General features: G+C 41.1%; 2 protein-coding genes. One reads left to right on the top strand and one right to left on the bottom strand.

What is annotated here, in order from left to right:
• On the top strand, window positions 1-765 hold a 765-nt coding region (locus tag CXF78_RS16805; protein ID WP_102037416.1), incomplete at its 5' end, for an adenylate/guanylate cyclase domain-containing protein.
• Window positions 766-964: 199 nt separating this feature from the next.
• On the opposite strand, the gene oxyR is transcribed toward CXF78_RS16805, so the two are convergent.
• Window positions 965-1,647 (bottom strand): hydrogen peroxide-inducible genes transcriptional activator OxyR (oxyR, locus tag CXF78_RS16810; protein ID WP_102037417.1); only part of this gene is annotated, 683 nt, incomplete at its 5' end.

The raw sequence follows: 1,647 nt of genomic DNA on the forward strand, positions 1-1,647 counted from the left end.
ATTGAGAACCACATGGTGACATTACGACAAATGCTCACAGTGCAGATTATTTATAGCCCATCGTTTCAAGCGCTAGTGGTTTATCTTGTTGTGGTCCGGGTAAGCTTAGCTTTTATTGAACAAATGTCGTTGTTGGTTGGTCCTAAAGTCTTGCTCAATATTGGCCTTGGCAAATATCACAAACCACGTTATGAGCAACAATTGTTCTTATTTATAGATATGGTCTCATCTACAGCTCATGCCGAAACCTTAGGCGATTATCGCTTTAGCCGCCTAATTCAAGACAGCTTTAGCATGTTAGCCGACACAGTGACCGATAATGAAGCAGAAATTTATCGTTACATGGGTGATGCCGTACTTATCCACTGGCCATTAGAGCAAGGTATTAAACAAGACCGTTGTATGAATATCTATTTCGAATTTTGCCAGCAATTGCAGTGGCAAAGGCAATATTTTGAACAACAATATGGTTTTGTACCAAAATTTAAAGCTGCGGCGCATTGTGGCCAAGTTGTAGCCGCGGTAGTCGGCGTACATAAGCAAGAGATTAGTTTCTTCAGTGATGTATTAAATACCTTGGCACGGCTACAAGACCAATGTAATCCGCTCGGTCAACGAATGTTGCTATCTGGAGATGTTGTGCATCGACTTGAGCAACAAAATAGTCAGTATGACCTGACTGACTTAGGCCCCATAATGCTTAAAGGTAAGAAACACCCAACTGAAGTGTATGGTGTTGCCCCAAGAAAATTGAATAACAGTTAAAACTGAGTTTAATTGAGGTTAGTTAAGCTCAATTTCAAACATAAACATGCCTGAAACTGCCAGTGTTACTCTACAGATAACAATAAGGCTATTGATACTTCAATAGCCTTATTAACGACAAAAATCGCACGTTTGATATTGTTGACCTGAAATAAACCATTCTATCGATCCATCCCACCTCTTATATCCCGAGCTGAGGCTAACTTGGTAACGATTGTGCTAGCAGCTTTTGTTGAATCGCTAAGCCTAAGGTTCTAAACGTTGAAATACGGCTGGTAGTTTGACGCCAAACTAAACCAATATCACGATAAGGAGCTTCACCAGGAGGATCCATTGCGACAAGATCGGTATCAGTTAAAATACCAGTATCGATCGCCATTTGGGGTAAAAATGTGGTGCCTAACTTGCTGTTAACCATCTGCACCAAGGTATGCAAACTGGTTGCCGCAAAAGGATTAATTTTGGCGCTATCACCCAGTTGACATGCGGTTATCGCGTGGCCGGTAATGCAATGTTCAGCTTGCAGTAAAAAGATACTTTCGTCTGGCATTTTTTGGTAGTCAATGGGCTGCAAGAATTGTTGCGATACCTCTTTATGCATCACCATTTTAAACGGATCAATGCCAACTTTCATGCTATGAAAACCACTTGTGTCGACAGGTAACGCTAATATCAATAAATCCAACTCACCTTTTGCTAAAGCATCCAATAGACGCTCAGTCGTGTCTTCTTTTAATAACAAACTGAGCTTGGGGTAGTCTTGCTGGCATAACTTAACCACTCTACTGAGTAAGAAAGGCGCAATAGTGGGAATGCAACCTAAACGAATTTCTCCGGTCATCGGTTCGCCTTGATTTTTAACCAATTCAACTAAGTCATCGA

Source organism: Shewanella sp. 11B5, assembly GCF_002836795.1.
GTDB lineage: Bacteria > Pseudomonadota > Gammaproteobacteria > Enterobacterales > Shewanellaceae > Shewanella > Shewanella frigidimarina.